This is a genomic window from Bradyrhizobium embrapense, assembly GCF_001189235.2.
GTDB lineage: Bacteria > Pseudomonadota > Alphaproteobacteria > Rhizobiales > Xanthobacteraceae > Bradyrhizobium > Bradyrhizobium embrapense.
Genome location: NZ_LFIP02000019.1, coordinates 1 through 22,947 on the forward strand (window position 1 = coordinate 1; position 22,947 = coordinate 22,947).

Below are 22,947 nucleotides of genomic sequence, written 5' to 3' on the forward strand. Positions count from 1 at the left end.
GGACTCGACCGCCCAGCCGGTCAGCGTGACGTCCTTCTGCGCGATCGCGAGCCTTTCGCCGGACGCGACGCGGATCATCTGCTCGACGAGGTCGATGCCGGTGATCAGCTCGGTGACGGGATGCTCGACCTGCAGGCGGGTGTTCATCTCCAGGAAGTAGAAGCTCTTGTCCTGGCCGGCGACGAATTCCACTGTGCCGGCCGAATCGTAGTTCACGGCCTTGGCCAGCGCGACCGCCTGCTCGCCCATTTTGCGGCGGGTCTGCTCATCGAGCAGCGGCGACGGCGCCTCCTCGATGACCTTCTGGTTGCGGCGCTGGATCGAGCACTCGCGCTCGCCGAGATAGATCACATTGCCATGCTTGTCGCCGAGCACCTGGATCTCGATGTGCCGGGGATCGACGATGAATTTCTCGATGAAGACGCGGTCGTCGCCGAACGACGACTTCGCCTCGGCCTTGGCGAGGTTGAAGCCTTCGGCCACCTCTCCCTTCGAATGCGCGATGCGCATGCCCTTGCCGCCGCCGCCGGCGGAGGCCTTGATCATCACGGGATAACCGATCTCGTCGGCGATCTGCACCGCGTGCTTGTCGTCCTCGATGACGCCGAGATGACCGGGCACGGTCGAGACTTTCGCCTTCGCAGCCGCCTTCTTGGATTCGATCTTGTCGCCCATCGCCGCGATCGCGCCGGGGTTGGGACCGATGAAGACGATGCCGGCCGCCTCCAGCGCGCGCGGAAACGCCTCGCGTTCGGACAGGAAGCCATAGCCGGGATGCACCGCCTGTGCGCCGGTCTTGCGGCAGGCCTCGACGATCTTGTCGATCAGAAGATAGCTCTCGGCCGCGGCGGGCGGGCCGATCAGCACGGCCTCGTCGGCCATCTCGACATGCAGCGCATCGCGGTCGGCCTCGGAATAGACGGCAACCGTCTCAATCCCCATACGGCGCGCAGTCTTGATGACCCGGCAGGCGATCTCGCCGCGGTTGGCGATCAGGATTTTCTTGAACATGGTCACAGAGGCAAATTGTCGTGTTTCTTCGCGGGAATCTCGACCTTCTTATCCCTGAGCATCGCCAGCGCCCGCGCGATCCGGCGCCTTGTCGAATGCGGCATGATGACGTCGTCGATGTAGCCGCGCTCCGCGGCGATGAAGGGTGACAGGAAGCGGTCTTCGTATTCCTTGGTTCGCGCGGCGATCTTGTCGGGGTCGCCGATGTCACTGCGGAAGATGATCTCCACCGCACCCTTGGCGCCCATCACGGCGATCTGCGCGGTCGGCCAGGCGTAGTTCATGTCGGCGCCGATTTCCTTCGACGCCATGACGTCGAACGCGCCGCCATAGGCCTTGCGGGTGATGATGGTGACGAGCGGCACCGTGCACTTCGAATAGGCGAACAGAAACTTGGCACCGTGCTTGATCAGGCCGCCATATTCTTGGCTCGTGCCCGGCAGGAAGCCCGGCACGTCGACGAAGGTCACGATCGGGATGTTGAAGGCATCACAAAAACGGACGAAGCGCGCGGCCTTGCGCGAGGCATCGCTGTCCAGCACGCCCGCCAGCACCATCGGCTGGTTGGCGACGAAGCCCACCGTGCGGCCCGCGATGCGACCGAAGCCGGTGACGATGTTCTTGGCGAACGTCTCCGAGATCTCGAAGAAGTCGCCCTCGTCGACGACCTTCAGGATCAGCTCCTTCATGTCGTAGGGCTTGTTCGGATTGTCGGGGATCAGCGTGTCCAGGGACATGTCGACCCGGCCGATATCGTCGAAGCTCGGCCATTCCGGCACGCCGTCGGTGTTGTTGCTGGGAAGGAAGTCGATCAGCCGGCGCATCTGCAACAGCGCATCGACGTCGTTCTCGAAGGCACCGTCGGCGATCGAGGAGCGCGTCGCGTGCACCGAGGCGCCGCCGAGCTCCTCGGCCGTCACCAACTCGTTGGTGACGGTCTTCACCACGTCGGGGCCGGTGACGAACATATAGCTGGTGTTCTTCACCATGAAGATGAAGTCGGTCATCGCAGGCGAATAGACGTCGCCGCCGGCGCAGGGGCCCATGATGACAGAGATCTGCGGGATCACGCCCGAGGCCTGCACGTTGCGGCGGAACACATAGGAATAGCCCGCGAGCGCAGCGACGCCCTCCTGGATGCGCGCGCCGCCGGCGTCATAAAGGCCGATGATCGGCGCCCTCGCCTTCATCGCCATGTCCTGAAGTTTCGTGATCTTCAGTGCATGGGTTTCCGACAGCGAGCCGCCGAACACGGTGAAGTCCTTGGCGAAGACAAAGGTCTTGCGGCCGTTGACCGTGCCCCAGCCAGTGACGACGCCGTCGCCGGGGATCCTGGTCTTCTCCATGCCGAACTCGATCGAGCGGTGCTCGACGAACATGTCGAATTCCTCGAACGAGCCCTTGTCCAGCAGGAGCTCGATCCGCTCGCGGGCGGTCAGCTTGCCGCGGGCGTGCTGCGCCTCGATACGCTTTTCGCCGCCGCCAAACCTTGCGCCGACACGACGTTCTTCAAGAGCTTCGATTGTGGAGATCACACAACACCCCCGTCGGGTCGGCGAGCAAGTTTTACCCCGCCATACACAAGCGATCCGAGGCTTGAGAAGGCTTGAAGACGCACATTTGCACATGTTACAAACCTGCAAACAGTAAATTGCGAAGTTGCAAATGGCAGGAAAGCTTTATATCGGCCGCAGGTTCCGTGAGATAAGGGAGGGCAAAATGCTCACCCAGGCGGCGTTCGCGGAGCGGCTGGGAATCTCGCTCAGTTACCTGAACCAGATCGAGAACAATCAGCGGCCGGTCTCGGCCTCCGTACTGGTGCTGCTTGCCGAAAAATTTCAGGTCGACCTCAGCTCTTTGTCGCTCAACGACAGCGACAAAGTCATTTCGATGCTGGCTGAGTCGTTGGCTGATCCGATCTTCGCCTCCTACACGCCCAGCATACAAGAGTTGAAGCTGGTGGTTCAGAACGCTCCCGGTTTTGCTCAAGCGCTCCTGAACGCGCATCAGGCATATCGGCGCAACAGCGAACAGCTCGCCAGCCTGGATGGCCAGATCGCCAACGTGGCGGGAGAACCGACGGCTTATGAGGAAGTTCGTGATTTCTTTCACCTGGTCGACAATTACGTCCATGAGTTGGATACCGCGGCCGAGGCTCTTGCGGGCCAGCTGAATATTCCCGACAGCAACGCGACGAGCGCGTTGATCAGCTACCTGGAATCGAAACATGGCGTGCAGACTCGCCAGAGCGCTCCGAACGAGACTTCATTGCGGCAATTCGATCGCGCATCGCGCACGCTGTTCCTAAGCCAATATCTGCCGACACCAACCCGAACCTTCCAAATAGCCTTGCAAATCGCGGCCCTTGAAGAAGAAGACCGGATTGGTCAGATTGCAGATAAAGCGACATTTCGATCAGTCGATGCGCGAAACGTGTGCGCCGCCGGATTGCGAAACTATTTTGCGGGCGCCCTCGTTCTACCGTACCAACGATTCCTGCAATCAGCTCGAGAGCTGCGGCACGATCTCGAATTGCTCGCGACCAGGTTCGGCGCAAGCCTGGAGCAGGTTGCTCATCGCTTGTCTACGCTTCAGCGGCAAGGCTCGAAGGGTGTGCCCGTTTTCTTCGCCCGACTGGACCGCGCCGGGAACATCACCAAACGCCACAGCGCGGCAAAACTGCAATTTGCACGCTACGGAGCCGCCTGCCCGCTCTGGAATGCGCACCAGGCATTCGAGGCCCCAAGCCAAATCATTCGGCAACTCGCCGAGACACCGGACGGCATTCGATTTCTTTGCATCGCAACCGAACTTTCGAAAGGCCGGGGCGGCTTCGGCTCTCCTCGTCCGCGCTATGCCATCGCGCTGGGATGCGAAGTCTCCTATGCAAAGGATTTCGTATATGCAGACGGGCTCGACCTCACAAGCAAAGGCACCTTCGATCCGATCGGAATTTCTTGTCGAATCTGCGAGCGGACCAATTGTCCTCAACGCGCGATCCCGCCGCTCAAGAGCAGATTGAGAATAGACCGCGATCGCAGGGACATACTGCCCTACCAATTACCCGGCTAGATTCGTCGACGACAAAGCCGGGATCTGCAGTGATCGCGGGCTTGGGCTGGGACCTGGTTCAGTTCCCGCGACCAGAGCATTGCACAGATTGCAATCGTGTTGCTCATCACGACGGCAGCAGTCAACTGCGCGCAGGCCACATGTTCGGGCGGCATAATCAGATTGACCGTTTTTCGATACAAGTCGTCATTTTATCGAAATTCTACATGCCCGGGCGAGGGATAGCATTTGTTCATCGAGATGTCACCACGCGGAATAACGCGAGGGGCCGGGCCTCGATGGGACGACGAATGCTTGCCCATGGGAGAACGAAATGACGACGACGGCTTTGGACAGGATCGACATAAAGATCTTGAATGAACTGCAGCAGAACGCAAGTTTGACCAATGTTGAACTCGCTTCCCGCGTCAATCTCTCACCGTCTCCGTGTCTCGCTCGAGTTCGAACGCTCGAAAAACTCGGGGTCATTGACCGGCGAATTGCGGTGCTGGATCCCGCAGTTCTCGGCATCGGCGTTACGGCATTCATACAAGTAAAGCTTGAAAGGCAGGCCCAGTCATCACTCGAGAGCTTTACGTGTTCAATCGACCGCATTGGCGAGGTGATGGAATGCTATCTGATGACGGGCGACAACGATTATCTTCTCCGCGTTATGGTGTCTGACATCGATGCTCTTGAAGACCTCATCGTAAACAAGCTCTCGCGTATAACCGGCGTTTCGAGTATTCGCTCGAATTTGGCCTTGAAGCGGATTTCCCACAAGACGGTCCTCCCTATCGACACGAACCGGCCAGTTCAGGTCAAGTCGTGCAGCTCAGCTTCAAGGCGACTCGACAGGCCCGCCAAACAGCAATACGACGCCTCGCCCCAGGCGCGGATCGATGGCGGCATGAATCTCGAGACTTCGCGGATTTCGCGGGGTGACGGGCAGTACCCCTCAAGCCTTCCTTAGGCAAAGCCGCGCAGGAGAACAGTCTCGACCTTGCGCTCGTTGTTCGGGCTTTTTTGCCCAACGCACAAAGATCGAATGCCGTTCGGCGTTCGATCGCGCACGCTTAACGCGACGGTCAAAAGCTGGCCGCTGGAGAAAGGCTCCCGCGCGAGGTGCGGGAGCCCAAGATCCCGAGCTAGTCTCCGGGATTCCAGATCAGGAAAAAGCCGTTGTCATCGCCCAGGCCGACGGCTCGGCCAAGGTTGGCGTAGAGCTTGCGAGACCCGAGTTCGGGTGCCGCAAGTGACAGGCTGACGTAGTCCTTGCCGCTGCTTTCGCCACGCCGGATCCAGCCGGCTCCGATCTCAACGCCCTGGGCGAGGATGCGGAAGTCCGGCTGAGCCTCGGTCGACTTGGCGCTGGGAACGATGTCGATGTGGGCTCGGATGGACAAAGTCTTGAGCTCGCCCCTAAAGCCGCCGTTGTCGTTACGGGTGACGAATCCGATCGCAGTCATGGTCTGTCTCCTTTGCTGCCGCAGGGCCGATCCCCTGCGATGGCGAGACCGTCATGGCGGCCGGAACGCCGCCGAACCCCTGGGCGAAGCGTCAGCGGCGCACCCGAGCTCGCGCCTTTTTTTGCAGCGAAGCGGCCGCGAGGAGCCGGCTTGCCGGCGGGGAAAGAAGAAGCATGCGAGGGTTTCGGGCGGCGGTACGGTTGCCATAGGTCGTAAAGCCATGAGCAGAGAGATCGTCTCTGAAGCAGCGGCAAGACAGACATCGAGCGCACCGGGATCCCGAACCGAAGCGCACCCATGGGTTCGTCAGGCCGTGCTCCACCTGTCAAATCTACCAAGCGGCAAAACATCCGACCCGATAGAATCTAGCAAGCCACGTCGAGCAAGCGCCGCATATTGTTGAACCGGATAGACCTATCGGCCGGCGTGTGACCGCTGCGCGTAGCCAGGTCAACGGGTCAACTTCGTCGAGCCTGTTTCGCCCGCACCGTTGACGGTAGCAAAGATTGGCAGTCAAGAATTTAGCCGAAACGAACAACGTGAAAATGAGGCCCTTCGCAAAAGTGATCGATATCCGCACCTAAGCTAACGCTGGCGCTTCCGTCCCACGCATTCTTCCTGCCCGCTCATGTCGGCCCAAACTGCGGCTCGTCGCAATTGAGTTGCCGTCCACGGGTTGATTGTATGTGCCGATGGGCTCTGACGATCCCGAGACGTCCAGCACCATGGCGCGGCTGATCAAAAGCGGCAACGCTGATCAGGGTCGCAGCTTTGATCAATGCAGGATAACATGTCCGGCTCCGGTCACCCCCGAGACAAACACACGCTCTAAACAATCAGAGAAACAAGAATGTCACTCGCCTAAGGCCCGATCATCGTCAGTGCGTTCGCGATTTTGCGATGCCGCTGACATGATCGGCACACAGCACCGCGAAGCTGTTGGTTTGCATGATCCGCTTCGGCTTTCTGTAGCAGCGGCCGTGGCATTTCCCGATGGTTCGATGACCGCCTCCGGGTTGCGCAGAGAGAGTTCTCGCGGAAGGCTCGTCATCGAGCGCATTGCAGGCAAAGATTACACGACACTCTTTCATATAGAGAGAATGAGGGAATTATGCCGCGTCCAAGCAAAGGAGCCCGGCTCTACAGACGTAAAGCACGGTATCGCGGAGGCGACCTCGTCGCCCAGTCCGTTTGGATTATCAAAGACGGCGACCGGCATATCGCCACAGGATGCATTGCGAGCGCGTCTGAAACAAAGCCTCCGCAGAAAGCAGAGCAAGCGCTAGCAAATTACATCGCGCAAAAATACCAACCGGAGCGCAGCCGACGAGATATCGACGACATCGATTGCGCCGACGTGCTGTCGATCTATCTGACCGATATCGGTGAGCCCGGTGATCAGTTTGAAATCGAAGCGAGGATCGACCGGCTTAATGACTTCTGGGGCGGCAAGAAGCTGGCGGCAGTCAACGCGCAAACCTGTGCCGGTTACGTTAAACATCGCGGCAGCCGGGGCGGCGCGCGTCGTGACCTCGAGACTTTTCGTGCCGCGATCAACCATCATGCAAAGGAGGGATTTCACCGCGGCACGGTTCGCGTTTCCCTCCCGGCAAAAGGTGAGGCGCGCGATCGGTGGCTGACACGCAGCGAGGCGGCGGCCCTGATTTGGCAATGTTGGCGCTATCGCGAAAAGCAGACCGTCCATGCCGGCAGCTCAAGGGGCAACCCGGTCCGGACAGATCGCCGGCCGCTGCGACACGTGGCCAGATTTATCCTGATCGGCCTCTACACCGGCACCAGGGCCGGGGCAATCGCGGCGGCATCGCCTTACCCCGAGCTTGGACACTCGTACGTCGATCTCGAGCGTGGTATCTTCTACCGAAGGCCGATCGGGAAGCGAGCCACCAAGAAGCGTCAGACGCCAGCCCCGCTCCCACCCCGGCTATTGGCTCATTTGCGTCGTTGGCAAGACCGGAAGCTGATCAACACCTGCTTCGTCGAGTTCAATGGCAAGCCGGTCGCTTCCGTCAAGAAAGGCTTCAAATCTGCCGTGGATCTGGCCAGGTTACCCGGGAAAGTCACTCCGCACACGTTGCGCCACACGGCAGCGACCTGGCTGATGCAGCGCGGCGTGCCGATTTGGGAGGCAACCGGGTTCCTCGGCATGTCGGCGGAGGTCCTGCAGGAAACCTATGGCCATCACCATCCCGATCATTTGCACGGGGCGGCGGCAGCCATCGGCCAGAAAGCGCGGTATGTTTCGGTGGTCAAATCGGTGGTTGACTTGGGAACAACCACCGATGAGAAGAAAAAACCTAAGGAAATCTGGTCGGAGTGGCAGGATTCGAACCTGCGACCCCTGCGTCCCGAACGCAGTGCTCTACCGGGCTGAGCCACACTCCGACTAGGAGGCCGGCTTATAGCGTCGGGTTTCGGGGACCGCAAGGGACCAAAGGCAACCAATTGAGGAATTGAGTCACAGTGGATACAGGCCTGAAAACGCACGTTTTGCCCGCCGGCGCCGCCGCCACGGCGACCGCGGCCGGGGTTCTGGCCGAGGGCGGCCTGGTGGCGTTTCCGACCGAGACGGTTTATGGCCTCGGCGCCGACGCCGGCAACGCCGCCGCGATCGCCCGGCTCTATCAGGCCAAGGGCCGGCCGGCCTTCAATCCGCTGATCGCCCATGTCGCCGATCTCGGCGCCGCGCGCCGGATCGCCCTGTTCGACGGGCAGGCGTTACGACTGGCGGAAGCATTCTGGCCCGGTCCCCTGACCCTGGTGCTGCCGAAGGCGCTCTCCTGCCCGGTCGCCGAACTCGCGACCGCCGGGCTCGATACGGTCGCGATCCGCATTCCGGCCCACAAGGTGGCGCGCGATATCATCAAGGCCTTCGGCGGTGCTGTGGTAGCACCGTCGGCCAATCTCTCCGGCCACGTCTCGCCCACCACGGCCGAGCATGTGAACGGCGATCTGGCGGGCCGGATCGACATGATCGTCGATGGCGGCCCCGTCGAGGTCGGCGTCGAATCCACCATCGTCGGCTGCTTCTCCGATCCGGTGCTGCTGCGGCCGGGCGGGCTGACGCGCGCCGAGATCGAGCGCGTGCTCGGCCATCCCTTGCAATCGCCGCCGCAGGATGCCGAAAGCGACGCTCAGCCGATCGCCCCGGGCATGCTCGCCTCGCATTATGCGCCGCGGACGCCGGTGCGGCTCAATGCCAGCGACGTCCATGTCGGCGAGGCCTTGCTGGCGTTCGGGCCGACCAAGGTCGCCCGGCGCGAATGTGCGTTGGTGGTGATGAACCTGTCCGAGCGCGGCGATCTCGCCGAGGCCGCCGCCAATCTGTTCGGCTACCTTCGCACGCTCGACAAGAGAAACGCGGATGCTATCGCAGTGATGCCCATACCCGAGGACGGGCTCGGCGAAGCCATCAACGACCGGCTGCGCCGCGCAGCGGTTGGACGTTAGCAAGCATGATCCGGAAATGTGCCAGCCGGTTGTCCGCGCGACAGACACCAGGCGTTTGCGCAGCGCGTCATGCCTCAATAAAGATCCCGACTGAGTGAAAGACCAAGAAGAAATGAACATCGTCCAATCAGCGGTGCCGCCGCTTCCGCCCGAATTGCTTGCAAGATTCCGCGCCATCGTCGGCGACAAATATGCCGTGACCGATACCGCCGACATCGCGCCTTACGTCACCGAGGAGCGCGACCTGTTTCACGGCCGTTCGCCGCTGGTGCTGCGGCCAGGCTCGACCGCCGAAGTCGCCGCGATCTGCAAGCTTGCGAGCGAGCACCGGATCGCGCTGGTGCCGCAGGGCGGCAACACGGGCCTCGTCGGCGGCCAGACGCCGCACAATGGCGAGGTCGTGGTGTCGCTGCGGCGCCTCGACAAGATCCGCGACATCGATGTCGAATCCAACACCATGACCTGCGAGGCCGGCGTCGTGCTGCAGATCGCGCAGCAGAAGGCAGCCGACGTCGACCGGCTGTTCCCGCTGTCGCTCGGTGCCGAGGGCAGCTGCACCATCGGCGGCAACCTCTCGACCAATGCCGGCGGCACCGGCGCGCTCGCCTATGGCGTGGCGCGCGAGATGGCGCTCGGCGTCGAGGTCGTGCTCGCGGATGGCCGCGTACTCAACGCCTTGTCGAAGCTGAAGAAGGACAACACCGGCTACGATCTGCGCAACCTCTTCATCGGCGCCGAAGGCACGCTCGGCATCATCACCGCGGCAACCTTGAAGCTGTTTCCGAAGCCGCGCGCGGTCGAGACCGCCTATGTCGGCCTGAAATCGCCCGCGGCGGCATTGAAGCTGCTGTCGATCTCGCGCAACGAGGCGGCCGGCAGCCTGACGAGTTTCGAATTGCTCGCCGACATCGCGGTCGACTTCTCGATCCGCCACGGCATCGACATCCGCGATCCGCTGGAGAGCAAGCATCCTTGGTACGTGCTGATGGAATTGTCGTCGTCGCGCGACGACGCCCGCGATGCGCTGGAGGCGATCCTCGCCCAGGGCATGGAAGACGGCATCGTCGACGACGCCGTCATCGCCGCCAATCTGAGCCAGCGCCAGGCGTTCTGGAAGCTGCGCGACGAGATGTCGGCAGCGCAGAAGCCGGAAGGCGGCTCGATCAAGCACGACATCTCGGTGCCGGTCGCGGCCGTGCCCGCCTTCATCGAAGAGGCCAACGCGGCGGTCGTGAAGCTGATCCCGGGGGCGCGGCCGGTGCCGTTCGGCCATCTCGGCGACGGCAACATCCACTACAATATCAGCCAGCCGGTCGGCGCCAACGCGGCCGACTTCCTGGCGCGCTGGCACGACGTCAACGCCGTGGTGTTCGAGATCGTGCTGCGGATGGGCGGCTCGATCTCGGCCGAGCATGGCATCGGCGTGCTCAAGCGCGACGAGCTGCCTGACGTCAAGGACAAGGTCGCGATCGAGCTGATGCGGCAGGTCAAGGCGATGCTCGATCCGCTCGGCATCATGAACCCGGGCAAGGTGCTGTGACCGTGCAGGCGACAATGCCCGCCTCCCTCGCCATTGCAGAGATCACCGACGCCGACGTCGCCGCTGTCGTCGCGCTGTGGCAGGCGTGCGGCCTGACCCGGCCTTGGAACGATCCGGCCGCCGACATCGCGCTGGCACGGCGCGGGCCAAGCTCCGCCATCCTGGTCGGCCACAGCTCGGGCACGATCGTCGCAACTGCGATGGTCGGCCATGACGGCCATCGCGGCTGGGTCTATTACGTCGCCGTCGATCCCAACTGCCAGGGCAAAGGGCTTGGCCGCGCCATCATGGCGGCCGCCGAGGACTGGCTGCGCAATGCCGGCGTGCCGAAGCTGCAATTGCTGGTGCGTCGCGAGAACGCCAAGGCGGGCGGCTTCTATCAATCGCTCGGCTATGAGGAATCGACCTCGGTGATGCTGGCCAAATGGCTCGACGGTCGCGAAGCTATTCCGTGATAGAACTGAGGATCGACGCATGAGCATCGCCGACCGCGTCCGCGTCAAGGACGTCGAGCTGCTGTCGAAACGCCGCTACGAGCTGAAGAGCGCGACCTTCGATTACCGCCGCAGCAATGGCGAATGGCAGACCCAGGTGCGCGAGGTCTATGACCGCGGAAACGGCGCGGCGCTGTTGCCCTACAATCTGAAGACCCGCACCGTGGTGCTGGTGCGCCAGTTCCGCTATCCCGCGTTCGCCAACGGCTATGACGATCTCCTGATCGAGGCCGCCGCCGGCATGCTCGACGACGCCGCGCCGGAGGCGCGCATCCGCGCCGAGGCGGAGGAAGAGACCGGCTACCGGCTCGCACATGTGCGCAAGGTGTTCGAAGCCTTCATGACGCCGGGTGCGGTGACCGAGAAGCTGCATTTCTTCGTCGCCGAATACGACGCCGCGATGCGCGTCAGCGATGGCGGCGGACTCGCCGACGAGGGCGAGGACATCGAGGTGCTGGAGCTTGCGATCGACGATGCGCTCGCCATGATCGGCGATGGTCGCATCGTCGACGGCAAGACCATCATGCTGCTGCAATACGCAGCGCTGCATTTGTTCAGGTGAACGCTGCGCCGTCCCTGCGTGGACCGAGGCGGCTCACGCCATCAGCTAGACAAAATATCGAAAACAACCCCATGCACAGTAGCCGGCGATGGGCCGGCGCTCGACTTGACACGTCGGGCAACTCACGGATACATTTCCAATATTCCGAAATCACCCGGTCGCGCGCTGGCCCCTGGAGCCATTTCCGTTCCGATGCAATCGGACGGGGCTCTAGAATCTTGTCTCGACGGGCTTTTCTTCACGGAAGCCGGTGGTCACTTCGCTCGACAAAGCTCTAGATCGCCAATGGGATGCCACCTTAATACGGCACCGGCCTGTATCGATGCCGTGAGATCCCGGCGGCTTTGCAGGACCTGGTGATCCAAACACCGATCCAAGGCGTATCTGCATCGGTTCCCATGCTGTATTCGCCGATGCCCGCATGTCGGCCGCATCGGGATCGTGCTCACGGATGATCGATGATCGGGGTTTTCGTCTCCGTTACGGGGTTCAAGCCGGCCAGTCGGATCAAGCTGGTGCCGTTCTGGTGGCATACGCTCAGATGCCTGGCGCAGGCACGCCGGGCGCCGGGCAACGTTTCCGTGTCGGCAAGGGTCGCGAACGGCTATTACCACACAGTCACGGTGTGGACAGACGAGAACAGCATGCGGGCTTACATCAGGGACGGCGCGCATCGAAGGGCGATGGTGAGCCACAGGTCGCTCGGCACCGGGCGTGTCCATCATTTCTATCATGGCCGCCCGCCCAGCTGGGGCGAGGCCTACACGGAGTGGCTTCGGTGCGCCAGGGAAGTGTGACATCCGCTAATTCAGGCGGACGATCTCGACATTCAGCAGCGAGGCGAACGCCACCCAGCATGCGTAAGGGGCGAAGAGGAGGGCACTGACCTTGTCTGCCTTCCACGTCGTGACCTGGAAGATGACGCTTGCGGACAACAAGGCAAGGATGACGGCAAGCGCCGTGAGGGGCCGGTGCAAGCTGAAGAATATCGGCGACCAGGCGAAGTTCAGAGCCAGTTGCGTCAGCCAGATTCGCCGGCTGATGCGCAAAGCCCGCTCCCAGACACGCCAGCCCGCGATGGCGATCAACAAGTAGATGATCGACCAGGCCGGAGCGAACACCCAGTTGGGCGGATTGAACGCAGCCTTGTTCAGGGCTGCGTACCAGACATCGGGCCTGTTCAGATACCCCATGGCAAAACCGGCCCCGAGCACTGCCACGACGAACAAGACCAGCCTTCCAAACCTCATGATCGATCAATCACGATGCCAGACATCATGACTGCCCTTCCCGACGATTCCGTGCTGGTGAAACGAAGGCTCGATGAGGCTGGATCACCCGTTGCGCAATTTATCTGCGAACGGTGATCCGGGAGCATTCAGGCAGCGTTCCACGTGAAGTCAAGGCGCGATCTGCGTCCTGATTTTCGCGCGATGGTTCACCGTCATTCGACTGTGGCTCGCCTCGTACACATCGCATCGATTGCAAACGGGCAATGCCCGACCTCACGAATGGAGACGCTCACATGAAACTTTCCGTGCTTGGCTCTGCCGCGACTGCCGTGCTGATCGCGTTTGCAGGTCCATTGCCTGAAGCCTCGGCCAAGGAAAAGACCGTGATGGTCGGAGGCGCTGCGATGTATCCGTCGAAGACGATCGTCGCCAACGCCGTAAATTCGAAGGATCACACGACGCTGGTCGCGGCGGTCAAGGCTGCAGGGCTTGTCGACACGCTGTCGGGACCGGGACCTTTTACCGTGTTCGCACCGACCAATGCAGCGTTCCGCAAGCTTCCCAAGGGGACGGTCGAGACACTCGTGAGGCCCGAGAACAAGGCGACGCTCACCAGGATTTTGACGTACCATGTCGTTCCCGGCAAGCTGAACGCCGATCAGCTGATGGACGGACAGACCCTGATGACCGTCGAGGGCGAGCCGCTGAGGGTCCGGAAGACCGGCGGCAAGGTGATGATCGTCGACGCCAAAGGCGGCGCAGCGACCGTGACAATCCCGGACGTCAACCAGTCGAACGGCGTCATTCACGTCGTCAATTCGGTGCTGATGCCGGCAAGCTGAGGTCTGTCGGAGTGATCGTTATTGCAGTGACGGCGCACTAGATCGCGAACGCGACGTTGAGTGCACCGTCACCGCAACTCAGCAACAGAGCGATCGACGGACAGGAACGATGCGGACACCATTGGCCGCCCTGCCCGGCAGCCTCCTCGTGCTGGAACGATGCGTCGGAAGGCTTTACCACCTGCTTTGAATTTTATCAGCGGGCGGTGATCCAGGCGCAGTGCACGCCGCGGCATGAAGGCAATGCGCCGTCCGCGTGGCTTAGCGGCGCCACGCTTTTGCGCGGTCGGCGAGCTGCTCGTCGGCGAAGCCGTTGCCAAACAGCAAATAATAAGTCCCGGCACTCCGGGGAGGAGCGCCGGGACTGAAAGTGAATGCGCCAACTTGGGGGCCGGGAACGCATCCACGCTCGGTTAATTTTCCCGACCCGCAACCGTTCCTAAGAATTGGCCGCTTTGTTTCGGCCTGTGGCTTTTCGGCCGGTACCCGGCGTCCGTCGGGCGGTCAGCCGATCTGTCGTTCGCCTCGTGGAGAGGCCGCCCAATCGAAGCCGCCCTAATCGTCCCACGTGCGTTCACCGCATCTGCATTCGAACATGCGGACTTGGCGGCCGGTCTGCACGCTGAGCATGGTCCGGACCAGCTCCGGCTGCCTGCCGCAGCGGCACAGCTTGGCCGGCAGCTTTTCCATCTCCTCGCTTTGCGACCTTATTGCACTCATCAGACCCGTCCCGTGACGCACGAGTCTTAAGTTACAAAGTGAACACTTGTTCCTGGGACGCGAGACAGATACCGGAAAATGCATGGAACGGCTTGGGAGATGATCGGCGACTGCCGGGCCCGGCCTGCCCGGGCATTCGCCGCTGTCACGGTGCCAGTTCCACAAGTCCCGTCACCCCGCGCAATGGCAATGCCATTGCGCGGGGGTGACGGAGATGGATCGCGTCCACCCAAGCTGCAGATGTGGGCTGGGCTCGACGATCAGCTGTCGCTGGCCCCGCTCCACACCGTCAACCCTACTGCATCGTGATCGCAAGCCCGCTCAGATCGGCGTTGGCCATCAGGCCGACCTGGTGGCCGGTCAGCTCGAGCACGGCGCCCTTCTGATTGGTCAGCACGATCGCACGGGCGCCGCGGCCGACGGCAAGCCCGGCGCCCGCCGCGCCGTAGACGCCGGCGACGTCGGACGGACGGTTGATGTTGCTGACGCGGCCGCGCAGCACGGTCTTGGAGCCGCCGAACACCAGGCCGTAGTCGAGACCACCGGTGGACAGCCGATAGGCGCGGCCGCGGAACGTCAGCACGCCGCTGCCGCCGGAGCCGCCGATGAACCATCCGGCCTTGTAGATCGTGAGCGTCACGAAGCCGCTGTCGGCACGCGCGGCAGTGGAGAACGCGAGGCCCGTGAAGGCCAGCAGTGCGACCAGCGCGGCGCGAAGGGTGGATGAAAATTTCATGTGCGGTTTCCCCAGGATCGTCGATTGGTTCACGTCGATTTGCGCGTGTCGCGAGGCGGCACGAATCGCGACGCGCCGACTGTAGCAAGCGCGTCGTCAGGCGCAATTTGGCACAACAGGCGCCCATCGGTGACGGAAATGTCCGCGCAAACGGTGTTGAACCTGGTCCCGGGGTTGCCACACTCACTGCATGTCCGGGGCGATCGACCCCTGAGCTCCGGGATTTCCCCGCCGAGCATTCACATATTCAAACCGGAGATTTCCCATGCGTCGTCTTGCGATTGCCTGTGCCGTCATTGCCGCCACCGTGTCCGTGCTTGCCGCGGCAAGCCCGGCCAGCGCCACGCCCTATCATCTGATCCGCTGGCAGGACACCGGCTTCTGCCAGATCTGGGACCAGAGCATCCCGACCACGCCATGGCCGGCGAATTTCGCCGTCGTCAGCGAGGAGCTGCCGACCTTCGACGCCGCGTTCAGCTACAAGACCGGTCTCCTCAACAACGGCACCTGCTCGTTCTGAGCGATTCCCGATCGCGCAGAGGGCGGGCACGCGGCAGCAGCGCGGCGTCCGCCCTTGTGCTGTCAGGTATCACGTGATCTGACGTCAGTGATGCTTGATCAGCGCGTCACGCGCGGCGGCGAGTTCGAGGAACGCCGCGCCGTTGCCGCCGCCGTCAGGATGCACCGTCTTGGCCGCGCGCTTGAACGCCTGATGGACCTCGTTCGCGGCGAGGCGGCGACCGAACGGCAGGCCAAGCAATTGCCGGTAGCGCTCTTCCTGCGTCAGCGCCTTCGGCGTCAAACCACGCCGGCCGAACTGCGGCGCAGACAGCATGTGCAACGCATCGCTGACGATGCCGAGACGGCGCAGCGCCATCGATCTGGTGCGGCGGTCGGCTGATTTCAGCGCCGCGTGGCGCAGGATCGGCAGCACCTGTGCGGCCGCATGCCGCAGCGTGTCGTCGATGTCGGTCGTGGCGATCTCGGCGATCAGCCTGACCATCTCGCGATAGTCGGGATCGCGCGACGCGCAGAAGCGCTCGATCGCAACTTTCCAGTGTCTGATATGCGGGTCCATGATCGGTCCGTACTGTCATCCGAATCCGGATGACAGCAACGCGCAAACGCGGCTTGGCGTTTCGGTTGGGGCAGTTTTGAATAGTGTTGTCGACAACGCTCACAAATCAGAACGAGGAAACGCCATGGCCCTTCTCGACAATCACATCGCCGTCATCACCGGCGCAGGCTCGGGCATCGGGCGCGCCATCGCTCTGGGCTATGGCCGAGAGGGCGCGCGCGTGGTGCTGCTCGACATGAACGGCGATGCGGCGGCAGAAGCGGCGGAGGAGATCAGGAACGCCGGCGGCAAGGCCGAGAGCTTTGCGCTCGACGTGACCGATCGCGACGCCTGCGCCGCGATGGCGAAGCAGGTCGCCGACAAGGTCGGCTCCGTCTCGATCCTGGTCAACAATGCCGGCATCGCGCGCCGCAACGGCATGCTCGGAACCGACGAGGCCGTGATCAAGGATTGGGAAGACATCATCTCGATCAATCTCACCGGCGTCTTCAACGTGACGCATTCCTTCCTCGCACCGCTGCGCAAGAACAAGGGACGCATCGTCAACATCGGCTCGATCCAGTCCTTCGTGCATCTGCGCACGCCGAGCTCGCCGGCCTACACCGCCTCCAAGCACGGCGTGCTCGGCTTCACCAAGGCGCTTGCCGCCGAGCTCGGCAAGGACGGCGTGCGCGTCAACGCGATCGGCCCCGGCTTCATCGAAACGCCGCTGAACGAGAAGGTGCGCGCCACCAATCCCGACCTCGTGAAGGTCTTCATGGATCACACCCCGCTCGGCCGCGCCGGCAAGCCGGAAGACATCGTCGGGCCTGCGATCTTCCTCGCCTCGGACCTGTCGGCCTATGTCTCGGGATCAATCGTGATGGTGGATGGCGGTTACCGGACATTGTGACCGATGGAACCGCAATCGTGGCGATTTCTGGGTATTTTGCTTACAAAGCAGGGAGTTAGCGGCGCGTTAAGGTCTTGTTAACCAAACCGGCACACCGTGGATCTACGGGGTAGTTGGTTTCTCGATGTCTCCGCCTCATCGACGAGGCGGGCGTTGATCGGGAGGAGTTCATGTCTTACGCGTCCACCGTACCGTCGCCGGAAGCGCTGCTGCCGTCGCTGGCTCCAAATGAAATCGTTCCATTGCTGATCGGTGCGACCGTCGATGAGGTCGAGCGGGAACTGGTGCTGCAAACGCTCGCGCGCTGCGACGGCAACCGCACCCGTGCCGCGCGCGTGCTCGGACTGTCGGTCCGGACCTTGCGGAACAAGATCCGGGAATATTCGGCCGACGGCATCGACGTGCCGCACAGCGAGCACGCCGCGGCCTAGTTCTGCTGTGTCAGGAATCCCTCACGGTGAGGAGCGCGAAGCGCGTGTCGAACCATGAGGCCCGGCCGGTGGCCTCGTACTTCGAGACGCCCCGCTTCGCGGGCTCCTCTTAGGATGAGGGGATGGACCGGTTGTGACGCAGTAGACCTAAAGCGCGATGCGATGGTGTTGAATCGTCATCGCGCTTCAGCTTGTCGTTTGAGCATGATCTCCGCGCAAACGCGTTCCGCGTTTGTCGCGAGGGAAAACCGCTTCGCACTTTTCCGGATCATGCTCTAGCTCAGATCGGCAGGTCGATGGCAAGACGCCGCCAGCGCGACAACAACGCGCCGTCCTCCTCACCGAGGCAGCGCGCGAAATGCACGTCGGTCGTCGCTGTCCGTTGCAGCGTCTCGGCCACCAGCGTGGTCGCATAGTCCCAATAGTCGCGGCGTCCGCTCGGATCGTCATCGACGAGGGACTTTGCGAGGATCTCGATGTAGATCGCGGTGACGGCAATTTGCCAGAACTCACTTGCGGGCCTCTTTGCGGAGGGCACGCCGGCCCGCGCCTGCCACATCAGCCAGTAACTTTCTTCGCCTCCTGCCCAATGCGATGACGGCAGGCAGGGATCGAGGCATGGTGAGCGGCACAGCAGTGGCTGCGTGGTCCGCGCGTCGCAGAACACGGCATGGTCGAGCTTGTCGTACCAGCTCACGCGCAGCAACCGGCGGATCTCGTCCTGCTCGTCCGCAGCAAGCTCTCGCCTGCCCGCCCGCTCGAGGTCGGCGACGATCGCAGCCACGCGATCGCGATCGAACGGCTCGACCTCGAGCACCACGCCGATGTTGCGCGGAAACAGCGCATCGAGCATGACGATCATCTGGCGATAGAACGCGCGCGCCAGGCCGCCGCCGCGCCACGCCTTCGCAACACCGACGTAATTGCAGAAGATCAGGTCGCTTGCGTGATCGTAGGTGAAGAAGCCGAGCCCGATCGCGTGCCCGCTGGCGCGCAGGATGAAGCAGCGCGAGTCGAGACGATATGAGATTGCCTGACTGCCGACGCTGAACTGTCGCCGCTCTCCGACATCGTCCGACAGCACCCAGCGCACGATGTCTTCGGAGCTGTCGCGCTCGGTTGGCGGGAACAGCTCCTCATAGAGCTCGAGCACACCCGTGCCGCGAAGGGCTGCGTCGTCGCGCACGTCTTGGCGTGCCACGACGATGTCGAGCGGTTGCGATGCTGCGCCGTACCTGCCGTTCAGAAACCGCAACGCGTCCTCCGTCACGATCTTCGCATCGAATTATGACTGTTGATCGCTTGCATCGGCGCCGCCGGGCAGAATTGAAGCCGTCGTCCAACCTCTGTTACAAGCGGCTTCACATCGCGACGGAGCATATCAGTGGCTGACGAGACAGTTTCCCGCCGGGGGGCACGAGGAGCGCAGGGGCCGCAGGGCCGTCAAGGCGAGCCGGGAAAGCCCGGTCCTCAGGGACATCCGGGACGCCCGGGGCCGGAAGGTGCGCGCGGCAAGCCGGGTCCTCAGGGCAAGCAAGGCCCGGTCGGTAAGGCAGGCCCCCAGGGCAAGCCGGGGGCGCAAGGCAAGGCTGGCGTGCAGGGTCCGCGCGGCGAAGCTGGTCCGCAGGGCCCGCAGGGCCCGGCCGGCCCGCGCGGTGAAGCCGGCCCGCCCGGCCAATTGCCGTCGATCGAGCAGGTGATGCCGTGGCTGCACCTGATCTTCGACGCCTGGGAAGACTACAAGCGCACCAAGGAGCGTGAAGCCGCAGAGCTCGCCGAACGCGATGCCGCCGAACGCGCGGCAGCGGAAGCGATCGCCCTCGACGACGCGATCGATTTCGCTGACGATGACGACGAGGACGACGATCGCAAGAAAAAGAAGAAGCACCGCAAGAAGGACAAGAAGTAACCCGTCTTGTCACCACGCGACGACCCGGCCGGCGCTGTCCGCGTCGCGCTTGACGTTCAGCGCTCCGCGCCCGGATTGGCCGGAGGGTCGGAAGGCCGGCCGAGCTGCATGAGCTGGAAGACCCAGCGCATCGCGTAATGCCAGGCAACACCCGCGAACGCCCCGCAGGCCGACAGGATAATGACGTTGGTGAGGTCGATCGTGCCGCTCGACCACAGCATGCCGCAGGTCCAGAGCACGGCGAACGCAATCGAACACAAAGTGAGCGGGGCGGCGGGCTTCATGGCGGTGCTCCCGGGTCGGGGTGAACGGCCATGATCCCCGGGAGCGCAGCGCCTCACCGTGACCTGCGTCACGGTATGGCTCATCCTAGAGCATGATCCGGAAAAGTGTGCAGCGGTTTTCCGAAAAGATCATGCGCAAACAAGAAGCTAAAGCGCGATGACGATTCAACCCCGTCTCATCGCGCTTTAGCCGAACCGCAGCCGCGAACGCTCCCTCGCCTTTTCCGCCTCCACCTCGCGATCACGCGCCGGCGCCGTGGTGTGCAGCGAGATCAGCAGCCTGCGGGCGGCGTCCGAGACCTCGGTCACGGCAAGATTGAAGGCGGCCTCGTTGGACTGCGACGGCTTGTTGAAGCCGGACAATTTGCGTACGAATTGCAACGCCGAGGCGTGGATCTCGTCCTCGGTGGCGGGCGGCTCGAAGTTGAACAGCGTCTTGATATTGCGGCACATATCGGTCTCCCTTGCCCGCATTTCGGGGCTCGTGTCTCATAGACGATCGGCTGCTGCAAAATACGACATCGTGGTCTATTCTGGCAGCCTCATCGTCCACGGCGCGAACGAGGTTCCGGATGAGCCACGTGATCTACAAGGTCGTCCAGCACGATGGCGGCTGGGCCTATACCGTCAACGGGGTGTTCTCGGAGCCGTTTCCAACCCATGCCGCGGCGCTTGCCGCCGCCCGGCGCGCCGCCAACGAGCAGCGCGTTCCGGGGCGCACCGAGGCGATCCAGTACGAGACGTCGGACGGCAAATGGCTGACCGAAACCGCCTCCGGCAACGATCGCCCGGAGACCGAGGTCGAGGACGGACGCTAGCAGGGCAGCAGCAGGCCGACCTGGCCCGCAAGGCGATGCGAGCAGGTGCGCGATTGCCTGAGCTGCTCGGCGGGCATCGCCCGCTTGCACCCGGCAGCGGCCTTCGCCGCAGCGACGCCGGTTCAAGCACGCTACCAGGCGCTGGCGCCGTCAGCGCCGCAAGCCGACAGGATGGTCGATGACCAGCTGGCATTGCCGGTCACCGCAGACGCCAACGACTACATCTATCAATGGGAGGCCTCGCACGATTACGATCCGCCGGCGGGACTGGAGAAGATCGAGGCCAGCGTGCTTGCGATCAACGCGGCCGACGGCGAGCGCAATCCGCCGAAGACCGGCGTCACCGAGGGGGCGGTGAAGCGGATCAAGAACGGCAAGGTCTATCTGATCCCGGCGAGCAGCGAGACGCGCGGCCACTTCACGACCCGCGATCCAAGATACTATGCCAGGCAATTGCTCGAGCTGCTGCAGAGCGCGCCGCAACGTACGATGTAAGAGAGCATACGGCCGGCAGCCGCAATTTGCAGCCCGGACCGTCGTTCTTCCTATCGTTGTCTTTACATAAAATGCCATCATAAGTATAATGACTGCATTGCCCAGTAGCCGCGTTTCGGAGCAACGATGCCCGGCATTTCCAGGGACCAGGCTGCCCAGACCAGCCCTTTTTCGATTGCCGATCTGGATGCGATGATTGCCGATGGACGCTTGTCCAGCGAGACGGCGCCTGATGGCACGGTGCTCGTCGATCCGGTCGCCGTGACACAGCAGGCCGTGCTGAAGGAAACACAGTTGCAGAACGGCGGCCTGACGCGCGAGATCGACGCGCTCAGGCTGGCATTGGCGCGCCCTCAGGACCGCGCCGTGCCTTGGCTGGCCCTCTTCGTTGCAGCCATCGGGGCCGGCATCGCGATCGTTCAGATCATGAATGCGATCGACTTCTATCGGACCAACAATGATTACAAGATGCAGTCGGACTATACGGATTTCTTCCGCGCCGTGATCGATGCGCCGTCCGACAAGATGCAATCCTATGCCGGACTGTACGACGCAAAATTCTCCAACATCTACGATCTCTACCGGCACGGTGGCATTTCCGCGGAATCCTGGCGCGCGATCGCAACCCAAGCCTGCCCGAAGTTTCGCAAGGAAGGCTTCGCACTCAGCGGAGTCAAGCTGCCGGCAGTCGAAAAGATCTGCGAACAGAACAAGATTCTGTAGGAGGCGACGATGCTGGTGCGAAGGATAGCTACTCTCGCAATCATGGTGGTTGTCTGCTGCACCGGCGCCAGCCGCATCGCGTTCGCCGACACCGTCGAAGATTTGATCAGCAAGGGACGACAAGCCGATCAGGACAGGCAGGTCGCCCAGCCGATCTCAAACCTGGCGCGAGCGAACTGTGCGGCCGGCAACGGCGTTCTCGGCGGGATCGCCGAGCAAAATCCAGAAGCGGTCCGGCGCGCGCTGAACTCGGCGAAGGAGGGATATGACGCCTCCTACAAGATTCTGGTCGATCAGGCTGGATCTCGTGCATTCAAGCAGCCTTTCGACCAGACCAGGTTGCGGACCCTGCAGAAATACACCGGCACCGACCTGAGCAAGATCGTTACGCGCGAGGACCTGTTGCGCAGGATCGCCGCGATCGTCAGGCAATCGAGCGAAGCCCTGGAGCGGATTCAGTCCGGCAAGGCCGAAAAGGATGATCTCGCGCTGGTGATCGCAAACTCCACCGAGATCACGCGTCTGATCGCTGCATTCTACGATCTGACCGGCGTGTGACCGCCGCTTGGACGTGATATGCCGAGCGAACGAGAGCAGCGCGCTCACAATGGCTCGGGACAACATCTCGGCAAAGCCAGCGAAGAGGGCCCGCGCGAACAAGCCGGCCTGAGCGGCGATTCCGCACTGCATCACGGACAACGGCGCTGCTCGCTCATTCTTTGAGCATGCATCTCGTGCGCGGATCGTGCCTAATCGCGCCAACATCGGATTCGCGCGCGAGACGATGCGCGCGCATCACGCACAAGGCTGTCGCGGAGGGATGCAATGCGAAGGCTCACGCATGGCGCGGTGCTTGCGTGGCTCGCCATGATGGCGGGCGCAGCGCTGGCGTTCGACAACGGCCAGTACGACAACGTGCCGCCGGATATCCGCGCCTGGTTCAAGAGCGTGATCGCGCCGAACGGCGTGCCGTGCTGCGATATCTCCGACGGCCATCGCACGAGCTATGACGTTCGCGGCGGCGCCTACTGGGTGCCGATCGAGGGCGAATGGATGATGGTGCCGGAGCGCGCGATCATCCGCGATCGCGGCAACCCGGTCGGCGAGGCGGTGGTGTGGTACGTGCACCACCGCGGCAACATCATCATCAGCTGCTTCGTTCCGGCGGATGCGGTCTGAGGCGCAGTCGCGC

The 22,947-nt window shown here is 62.7% G+C and carries 27 protein-coding genes, 1 tRNA gene and 1 pseudogene; 18 read left to right on the forward strand and 11 right to left on the reverse strand.

Annotated features, from left to right (window positions below; translation table 11 throughout):
- A partial coding sequence (locus AKN83_RS36930) for an acetyl-CoA carboxylase biotin carboxylase subunit (RefSeq protein ID WP_157113759.1) occupies positions 1–1,011 on the reverse strand: 1,011 nt, incomplete at its 3' end.
- A 2-nt stretch (positions 1,012–1,013) separates the two neighbouring features.
- Entirely contained in the window at positions 1,014–2,543 is a 1,530-nt protein-coding gene (locus tag AKN83_RS36935) for an acyl-CoA carboxylase subunit beta (protein ID WP_430641600.1), read from the reverse strand.
- Between the two features lie 133 nt (positions 2,544–2,676).
- Between AKN83_RS36935 and AKN83_RS36940 the strand changes: the two genes are divergently transcribed.
- Both AKN83_RS36940 and AKN83_RS36945 read left to right on the forward strand, forming a co-directional pair.
- On the forward strand, positions 2,677–4,083 hold the full coding sequence (locus AKN83_RS36940; protein WP_050406842.1) for a helix-turn-helix domain-containing protein: 1,407 nt from the start codon (positions 2,677–2,679) through the stop codon (positions 4,081–4,083).
- Between the two features lie 313 nt (positions 4,084–4,396).
- Positions 4,397–5,035 carry an Lrp/AsnC family transcriptional regulator gene (locus AKN83_RS36945; RefSeq protein WP_050406841.1) on the forward strand — a complete coding sequence of 213 codons (639 nt, stop codon included), beginning with the start codon at positions 4,397–4,399 and terminating at the stop codon, positions 5,033–5,035.
- A 175-nt stretch (positions 5,036–5,210) separates the two neighbouring features.
- On the opposite strand, the gene AKN83_RS36950 is transcribed toward AKN83_RS36945, so the two are convergent.
- Positions 5,211–5,531: a DUF736 domain-containing protein gene (locus AKN83_RS36950; RefSeq protein ID WP_050406840.1), complete on the reverse strand. Its 321-nt coding sequence runs from the start codon at positions 5,529–5,531 to the stop codon at positions 5,211–5,213.
- Between the two features lie 1,282 nt (positions 5,532–6,813).
- Positions 6,814–7,236 carry a hypothetical protein gene (locus AKN83_RS41950; protein ID WP_050406839.1) on the reverse strand — a complete coding sequence of 141 codons (423 nt, stop codon included), beginning with the start codon at positions 7,234–7,236 and terminating at the stop codon, positions 6,814–6,816.
- A gap of 54 nt (positions 7,237–7,290) precedes the next feature.
- Here AKN83_RS41950 and AKN83_RS41955 point away from each other — a divergent pair.
- A pseudogene (locus AKN83_RS41955) lies at positions 7,291–7,722 on the forward strand (tyrosine-type recombinase/integrase); the annotation flags it as partial.
- A 135-nt stretch (positions 7,723–7,857) separates the two neighbouring features.
- Here AKN83_RS41955 and AKN83_RS36960 read toward each other — a convergent pair.
- Positions 7,858–7,934, reverse strand: a tRNA-Pro gene (locus tag AKN83_RS36960).
- Between the two features lie 78 nt (positions 7,935–8,012).
- Here AKN83_RS36960 and AKN83_RS36965 point away from each other — a divergent pair.
- The 5 genes from AKN83_RS36965 (at position 8,013) to AKN83_RS40805 (ending at position 12,392) form a co-directional block, all read left to right on the forward strand.
- Entirely contained in the window at positions 8,013–8,999 is a 987-nt protein-coding gene (locus tag AKN83_RS36965) for an L-threonylcarbamoyladenylate synthase (protein ID WP_050406838.1), read from the forward strand.
- A gap of 112 nt (positions 9,000–9,111) precedes the next feature.
- Positions 9,112–10,539, forward strand: coding sequence for an FAD-binding oxidoreductase (locus AKN83_RS36970; RefSeq protein WP_050406837.1), 1,428 nt, complete (start codon positions 9,112–9,114; stop codon positions 10,537–10,539).
- A 14-nt stretch (positions 10,540–10,553) separates the two neighbouring features.
- A complete protein-coding gene (locus tag AKN83_RS36975) occupies positions 10,554–10,994 on the forward strand; it encodes a GNAT family acetyltransferase (protein WP_050406849.1) in 441 nt (146 codons plus the stop codon).
- 19 nt (positions 10,995–11,013) lie between these two features.
- Positions 11,014–11,595, forward strand: coding sequence for an NUDIX hydrolase (locus AKN83_RS36980; protein ID WP_050406836.1), 582 nt, complete (start codon positions 11,014–11,016; stop codon positions 11,593–11,595).
- A gap of 458 nt (positions 11,596–12,053) precedes the next feature.
- A complete protein-coding gene (locus AKN83_RS40805; protein WP_244522235.1) occupies positions 12,054–12,392 on the forward strand; it encodes a hypothetical protein in 339 nt (112 codons plus the stop codon).
- 6 nt (positions 12,393–12,398) lie between these two features.
- On the opposite strand, the gene AKN83_RS36990 is transcribed toward AKN83_RS40805, so the two are convergent.
- Complete coding sequence (locus tag AKN83_RS36990; protein ID WP_347336854.1) at positions 12,399–12,815, reverse strand: TspO/MBR family protein; 417 nt, start codon at positions 12,813–12,815, stop codon at positions 12,399–12,401.
- A gap of 305 nt (positions 12,816–13,120) precedes the next feature.
- Between AKN83_RS36990 and AKN83_RS36995 the strand changes: the two genes are divergently transcribed.
- Complete coding sequence (locus AKN83_RS36995; protein WP_050406834.1) at positions 13,121–13,669, forward strand: fasciclin domain-containing protein; 549 nt, start codon at positions 13,121–13,123, stop codon at positions 13,667–13,669.
- Between the two features lie 1,015 nt (positions 13,670–14,684).
- On the opposite strand, the gene AKN83_RS37000 is transcribed toward AKN83_RS36995, so the two are convergent.
- Positions 14,685–15,125 carry a lipid-binding SYLF domain-containing protein gene (locus AKN83_RS37000; RefSeq protein ID WP_050406833.1) on the reverse strand — a complete coding sequence of 147 codons (441 nt, stop codon included), beginning with the start codon at positions 15,123–15,125 and terminating at the stop codon, positions 14,685–14,687.
- A gap of 265 nt (positions 15,126–15,390) precedes the next feature.
- Here AKN83_RS37000 and AKN83_RS37005 point away from each other — a divergent pair, with 265 nt between their 5' ends.
- Complete coding sequence (locus AKN83_RS37005; protein ID WP_050406832.1) at positions 15,391–15,645, forward strand: hypothetical protein; 255 nt, start codon at positions 15,391–15,393, stop codon at positions 15,643–15,645.
- Positions 15,646–15,729: 84 nt separating this feature from the next.
- Here the strand turns inward: AKN83_RS37005 and AKN83_RS37010 are convergent, their stop codons facing one another.
- Positions 15,730–16,203, reverse strand: coding sequence for a hypothetical protein (locus AKN83_RS37010; protein ID WP_050406831.1), 474 nt, complete (start codon positions 16,201–16,203; stop codon positions 15,730–15,732).
- A 124-nt stretch (positions 16,204–16,327) separates the two neighbouring features.
- On the opposite strand from AKN83_RS37010, the gene AKN83_RS37015 reads away from it, so the two are divergent.
- Positions 16,328–17,095 carry an SDR family NAD(P)-dependent oxidoreductase gene (locus tag AKN83_RS37015; RefSeq protein ID WP_050406830.1) on the forward strand — a complete coding sequence of 256 codons (768 nt, stop codon included), beginning with the start codon at positions 16,328–16,330 and terminating at the stop codon, positions 17,093–17,095.
- Between the two features lie 170 nt (positions 17,096–17,265).
- Positions 17,266–17,526, forward strand: a complete 261-nt coding sequence (locus AKN83_RS37020) for a helix-turn-helix domain-containing protein (RefSeq protein ID WP_021076090.1) — start codon at positions 17,266–17,268, stop codon at positions 17,524–17,526.
- Positions 17,527–17,806: 280 nt separating this feature from the next.
- Here the strand turns inward: AKN83_RS37020 and AKN83_RS37025 are convergent, their stop codons facing one another.
- The gene (locus AKN83_RS37025) at positions 17,807–18,781 is read right to left on the reverse strand and encodes a hypothetical protein (RefSeq protein ID WP_050406847.1); all 975 of its coding nucleotides are present in this window, start codon (positions 18,779–18,781) and stop codon (positions 17,807–17,809) included.
- Positions 18,782–18,910: 129 nt separating this feature from the next.
- On the opposite strand from AKN83_RS37025, the gene AKN83_RS37030 reads away from it, so the two are divergent.
- Positions 18,911–19,435: a collagen-like protein gene (locus AKN83_RS37030; protein WP_050406829.1), complete on the forward strand. Its 525-nt coding sequence runs from the start codon at positions 18,911–18,913 to the stop codon at positions 19,433–19,435.
- 56 nt (positions 19,436–19,491) lie between these two features.
- Here the strand turns inward: AKN83_RS37030 and AKN83_RS37035 are convergent, their stop codons facing one another.
- Together AKN83_RS37035 and AKN83_RS37040 are read right to left on the reverse strand one after the other, a co-directional pair.
- Entirely contained in the window at positions 19,492–19,719 is a 228-nt protein-coding gene (locus tag AKN83_RS37035) for a hypothetical protein (protein WP_050406828.1), read from the reverse strand.
- 186 nt (positions 19,720–19,905) lie between these two features.
- Positions 19,906–20,172 carry a DUF2277 domain-containing protein gene (locus tag AKN83_RS37040; RefSeq protein WP_050406827.1) on the reverse strand — a complete coding sequence of 89 codons (267 nt, stop codon included), beginning with the start codon at positions 20,170–20,172 and terminating at the stop codon, positions 19,906–19,908.
- Between the two features lie 119 nt (positions 20,173–20,291).
- Between AKN83_RS37040 and AKN83_RS37045 the strand changes: the two genes are divergently transcribed.
- From AKN83_RS37045 to AKN83_RS37065, 5 genes are all read left to right on the forward strand, one after another.
- Entirely contained in the window at positions 20,292–20,537 is a 246-nt protein-coding gene (locus AKN83_RS37045) for a DUF2188 domain-containing protein (protein ID WP_016840968.1), read from the forward strand.
- An 84-nt stretch (positions 20,538–20,621) separates the two neighbouring features.
- A complete protein-coding gene (locus AKN83_RS37050) occupies positions 20,622–21,032 on the forward strand; it encodes an alpha/beta hydrolase family protein (protein WP_050406826.1) in 411 nt (136 codons plus the stop codon).
- 126 nt (positions 21,033–21,158) lie between these two features.
- Positions 21,159–21,755: a hypothetical protein gene (locus AKN83_RS37055; protein ID WP_050406825.1), complete on the forward strand. Its 597-nt coding sequence runs from the start codon at positions 21,159–21,161 to the stop codon at positions 21,753–21,755.
- A gap of 9 nt (positions 21,756–21,764) precedes the next feature.
- Complete coding sequence (locus AKN83_RS37060) at positions 21,765–22,313, forward strand: hypothetical protein (RefSeq protein ID WP_157113757.1); 549 nt, start codon at positions 21,765–21,767, stop codon at positions 22,311–22,313.
- Positions 22,314–22,580: 267 nt separating this feature from the next.
- Positions 22,581–22,934: a hypothetical protein gene (locus AKN83_RS37065; protein ID WP_050406823.1), complete on the forward strand. Its 354-nt coding sequence runs from the start codon at positions 22,581–22,583 to the stop codon at positions 22,932–22,934.
- Positions 22,935–22,947: the final 13 nt, after the last annotated feature.

Bases quoted from the DNA above. Each gene is read 5' to 3' on its own strand.
- AKN83_RS36970 (WP_050406837.1), top strand. From the start codon at position 9,112: ATGAACATCGTCCAATCAGCGGTGCCGCCGCTTCCGCCCGAATTGCTT.
- AKN83_RS37035 (WP_050406828.1), bottom strand. From the start codon at position 19,719: ATGAAGCCCGCCGCCCCGCTCACTTTGTGTTCGATTGCGTTCGCCGTG.
- AKN83_RS36980 (WP_050406836.1), top strand. From the start codon at position 11,014: ATGAGCATCGCCGACCGCGTCCGCGTCAAGGACGTCGAGCTGCTGTCG.
- AKN83_RS36945 (WP_050406841.1), top strand. From the start codon at position 4,397: ATGACGACGACGGCTTTGGACAGGATCGACATAAAGATCTTGAATGAA.
- AKN83_RS37005 (WP_050406832.1), top strand. From the start codon at position 15,391: ATGCGTCGTCTTGCGATTGCCTGTGCCGTCATTGCCGCCACCGTGTCC.
- AKN83_RS36995 (WP_050406834.1), top strand. From the start codon at position 13,121: ATGAAACTTTCCGTGCTTGGCTCTGCCGCGACTGCCGTGCTGATCGCG.
- AKN83_RS37000 (WP_050406833.1), bottom strand. From the start codon at position 15,125: ATGAAATTTTCATCCACCCTTCGCGCCGCGCTGGTCGCACTGCTGGCC.
- AKN83_RS37010 (WP_050406831.1), bottom strand. From the start codon at position 16,203: ATGGACCCGCATATCAGACACTGGAAAGTTGCGATCGAGCGCTTCTGC.
- AKN83_RS37015 (WP_050406830.1), top strand. From the start codon at position 16,328: ATGGCCCTTCTCGACAATCACATCGCCGTCATCACCGGCGCAGGCTCG.
- AKN83_RS36940 (WP_050406842.1), top strand. From the start codon at position 2,677: ATGGCAGGAAAGCTTTATATCGGCCGCAGGTTCCGTGAGATAAGGGAG.
- AKN83_RS37040 (WP_050406827.1), bottom strand. From the start codon at position 20,172: ATGTGCCGCAATATCAAGACGCTGTTCAACTTCGAGCCGCCCGCCACC.
- AKN83_RS37045 (WP_016840968.1), top strand. From the start codon at position 20,292: ATGAGCCACGTGATCTACAAGGTCGTCCAGCACGATGGCGGCTGGGCC.
- AKN83_RS37020 (WP_021076090.1), top strand. From the start codon at position 17,266: ATGTCTTACGCGTCCACCGTACCGTCGCCGGAAGCGCTGCTGCCGTCG.
- AKN83_RS40805 (WP_244522235.1), top strand. From the start codon at position 12,054: ATGATCGGGGTTTTCGTCTCCGTTACGGGGTTCAAGCCGGCCAGTCGG.
- AKN83_RS36950 (WP_050406840.1), bottom strand. From the start codon at position 5,531: ATGACTGCGATCGGATTCGTCACCCGTAACGACAACGGCGGCTTTAGG.
- AKN83_RS37065 (WP_050406823.1), top strand. From the start codon at position 22,581: ATGCGAAGGCTCACGCATGGCGCGGTGCTTGCGTGGCTCGCCATGATG.
- AKN83_RS41950 (WP_050406839.1), bottom strand. From the start codon at position 7,236: ATGGACGGTCTGCTTTTCGCGATAGCGCCAACATTGCCAAATCAGGGC.
- AKN83_RS37055 (WP_050406825.1), top strand. From the start codon at position 21,159: ATGCCCGGCATTTCCAGGGACCAGGCTGCCCAGACCAGCCCTTTTTCG.
- AKN83_RS37060 (WP_157113757.1), top strand. From the start codon at position 21,765: ATGCTGGTGCGAAGGATAGCTACTCTCGCAATCATGGTGGTTGTCTGC.
- AKN83_RS36975 (WP_050406849.1), top strand. From the start codon at position 10,554: ATGCCCGCCTCCCTCGCCATTGCAGAGATCACCGACGCCGACGTCGCC.